Raw genomic sequence first — 3,163 nt, 5'->3', positions numbered from 1 at the left:
GGGGTGCCCAAGGACCAGACCGTGCACGTCATCTGCCAGAGCGGCAACCGCAGCCGGTCCATGGCTGACCTGCTCACCGCCCTGGGCTATGACGCGGTCTCCGTCGACGGCGGCACCGCGGGCTGGATCGCGGTCGGTCTTCCCATCGTGCAGGGCCCGCAGGCCTGAGTTCGCCGGTGTCTTCCCTGGCGGTAACGGGCCCTGGGTCCGACTGGACGCGGGTGCTCGTCGTCGTCGCTCACCCCGATGACGAGTCGTTCGCACTCGGTGCGCTCATCGACCGCTCGGTCCGTCTCGGCGCCGAGGTGAGCGTGCTGTGCCTGACGCGCGGAGAGGCCTCGGGGCCGGGACGGGCGACCTCGCAGCCCAGCGGACAGCCGAGCTGTCGGATGCCGCGCGTGTGCTGGGGTGTGCGCGCACGACCCTGCTCGCACACCCGGACGGCGCCCTGGCCGACCTCGACGTGCGCGTCATCGAGGCCGAGGTCGAGGCCGAGGTCCGAGCGACGCAACCGGACGGCATCCTCGTGGTCGACCCGCTCGGCGGTGTCACGGGCCACCCCGACCACCGGGAAGCGTCCGAGGCTGCGCTCGCCGTGGCCGCTCGACACGGCATCCCGGTGCTGGGGTGGGCCCTGCCGCAGCAGGTGAGCCGGGTGCTGAACGACACCCACGGGGCGGCCTTCGCGGGTCATCCGCTCCACGACCTCACCGCCATCGCCGTCGACCGTCGCAGCCAGTCCACGGCGGTGCACTGCCACGTCAGCCAGGCGGTTCCGGGAAGTGTGCTCTGGCAGCGACTGGAGCTCCTCGGGGACGTCGAGTACGTCCGCGTGCTGGCTCCTGCGGGGAGCCGGGCCTGACGCGTCAGTGGCAGCCATGGCCTCGTCGGACACCGATCCGCTGACGATGAACTGGCATCGCATCAGTGCCTTTTCCTGCATCATGGGGACCTTCCTTCCGGGTCAGCCTGACAGCAGGCGCCCGGCCCGGCCTCGTGCGTAGTGGGTGAGCGTGCGGGGATCAGAGCAGGCCGAGGTCGCGGGCAGCGGTAATGGCATCGCGCCGCGTGCCCGCTCCGAGCTTCGCGTAGATCGAGCGCACGTGGGTGTTCACGGTGTCGAGGCTGATGCCCTGTGCCTCGCCGACCTGCGCCTGGCCCTCGAGCGGGGCGTGGGTGCGGGCCGACTCTCCGTGCTTGCGTCGCTCAGCGGGACTGAGGTCGGCCACGCCGAACACCACCTCTCGTCGTCATCCGGCGTGCGGGCCGGTCAGCCGAGCAGCTTGGCCTTCTGGGCGGCGAACTCGTCCTCGGTGAGGATGCCCTGGTCGCGAAGCTCCTGGCCAACTGGTTCGGCCGCCGGGCGGCGGAGCGGGCCTGAGGGCTACTCCCCGGCGTGAGTCGGAGGCCAAACGCCCTGAGCGTGGCACGCCTTTGGCGACCGTCCTCGTTCCCTTCGACCGCGCCGTAGGATCGGACGTGAGGGGGTGCGCGTCATGGCGGATGGGTTCCGGGTGGTCACCACAACCGGTTCTCGCCAGCCGGGGCGACGAGCGCCGGGATCGATGATCGGCGCCGTCCCCTACATCTTCGGGGTCTGCCGGGCGTCCGCGCTGCCGGGCCCGGTACTCGTCGCGCTGCTCGGCGATCTGGGCCTGACCCAGTCGGCCGCCAAGGCCTTGGTGCATCGTGTCGCCGGGTATGGCTTGCTCGACCTCACGCGCCACGGCCGCGTCGGCGTCTATCGGTTGGCGGGGCAGTTGCGCGCGAACTTCGAGCAGCTCCGGGGGGCGGGCGCGAGCGCCGACTGGGACGGCCGCTTCCACGTGCTCGTCTACGACGTCCCGGAATCGCGACGTGCGCTGCGCGAGGCGTTCCTGTCTGCGGCCGCGCGGTTCGGTTATCGGCAGCTGCGGCCCGGGGTGGTGGTGGCGTTGCGGGACGCGTCGGCGGGTCTGGGTGATCTGCTGTCGGCTGCGGCCGCGGTCACGGGCTGGCTCGACGTCGACGCGAGTGCCTCCACCCGACTCATCGAGCACGCCTGGGACCTTCCGGCCCTCGCCGGACGCTACGGCGACGTGATCAGCAGGCTCGACGCGATCAAGACCGCGGAGGCCGACCCGCTGGTCGCCTTCCGGTCGCTGTACGAGGCGAGCTCGGAGGCGTACCAGCTGCTGGGGGAAGAGGGTTCGCTGCCCCGGGTGGCACTGCCCGAGGACTGGCCCGCCGGTCGCCTCGGCGAGGCGCTCGGCCGGGTGCTCGCCCTGCTCGGGCCCGCCGCCACCGGGCACGCCGACGCGGTGATCAACGCCAGTCGCCACGCAGCTCTCGCCGAGCGTGACCCCGGCTGGGGGTGATCAGCCGATCTGGACGCCCAGATTGAGGGCCTGGTTGAGCAGGATGAGTCCGGCGAGGAGGGCGAGGCCCACGACGGGGATCGGCTTGAGCTTGAGCGGCTCGTAGGGCTGCGCGTTCATTTTGCGCTGGAAGATCATGGCCATCGGCGCGAACACCAGCGTGGCGGAGCCGGCCGCCAGGATCACCGTCACTTCACCGGGGGACAGGGCCGCCCGGTGGGTCGCCATCGACAGGCCCGACAGGCCGAGGTTGACCACGGTGCCGAGCAGCCACGGCCACAGGGTCGCGTCGAGGCGGGCGCCGCGGTCCGCGCCCGCCATGCGGCCGACCGGGTGGGCGAAACCCCAGGCCAGGGCGAACTGGCCGGCGATGCCCCCGGCGAGCAGCACCCAACCGACCGCGGGCGGCCAGCCGAGGTGGCTGGCGACCGCGGCGGTGTCGCCGGCCCCGAACGGGGTGATCTCGAGGTAGCCGATGCCCTCCATCATCGAGGAGTAGGCGAACCACAGCCACAGCAGGTGCCAGAACGACCGCGTGGCGCGCAATGGTTGCCACAGTGCCATCACCAGGCCGGTGAGCAGGCTGAACATCGGTCCCGCCCCCGCCATGATCGCGTTCTGGACGGGGGACCCCTCGTGGGCCACGCCGTAGGAGTACAGGGTGCCCGGGATGCCCATCGCCAAGCCCGCGACCAGGTGGCTGAGCTCGTGGGCCAGCACCATCAGGCCGGCGCCCAGCACTGCGGCCACAGTGGAGTTGACCAGGAGCGCGCGGCGCTCGGTGGGTGCGTCACTCATGAGGCCCA

4 protein-coding genes and 2 pseudogenes are annotated in these 3,163 nt (G+C 71.9%); 3 read left to right on the top strand and 3 right to left on the bottom strand.

What is annotated here, in order from left to right:
- The first annotated feature begins 3 nt into the window (after positions 1-3).
- Together PLL68_RS13450 and PLL68_RS13445 are read left to right on the top strand one after the other, a co-directional pair.
- Positions 4-168, top strand: a complete 165-nt coding sequence (locus tag PLL68_RS13450; protein ID WP_324534911.1) for a rhodanese-like domain-containing protein — start codon at positions 4-6, stop codon at positions 166-168.
- Positions 169-176: 8 nt separating this feature from the next.
- A pseudogene (locus tag PLL68_RS13445) lies at positions 177-862 on the top strand (PIG-L family deacetylase).
- Positions 863-1,022: 160 nt separating this feature from the next.
- On the opposite strand, the gene PLL68_RS13440 reads toward PLL68_RS13445, so the two are convergent.
- Complete coding sequence (locus tag PLL68_RS13440; RefSeq protein WP_159903052.1) at positions 1,023-1,229, bottom strand: helix-turn-helix transcriptional regulator; 207 nt, start codon at positions 1,227-1,229, stop codon at positions 1,023-1,025.
- 41 nt (positions 1,230-1,270) lie between these two features.
- Positions 1,271-1,336 (bottom strand): annotated as a pseudogene (locus PLL68_RS15900) (SHOCT domain-containing protein); the annotation flags it as partial.
- 229 nt (positions 1,337-1,565) lie between these two features.
- Here PLL68_RS15900 and PLL68_RS13435 point away from each other — a divergent pair.
- Positions 1,566-2,357 carry a hypothetical protein gene (locus PLL68_RS13435; RefSeq protein ID WP_159903054.1) on the top strand — a complete coding sequence of 264 codons (792 nt, stop codon included), beginning with the start codon at positions 1,566-1,568 and terminating at the stop codon, positions 2,355-2,357.
- Here the strand turns inward: PLL68_RS13435 and PLL68_RS13430 are convergent.
- Positions 2,358-3,163, bottom strand: an 806-nt coding sequence (locus tag PLL68_RS13430) for a zinc metalloprotease (protein WP_324534905.1), incomplete at its 5' end; no start/stop codon positions are given.

This window comes from Ornithinibacter sp. (assembly GCF_035443565.1).
GTDB lineage: Bacteria > Actinomycetota > Actinomycetes > Actinomycetales > Dermatophilaceae > Fodinibacter.
The sequence above is the reverse complement of the archived record's forward strand: the minus strand, read 5'-3'. Positions and strand labels throughout refer to the sequence as shown.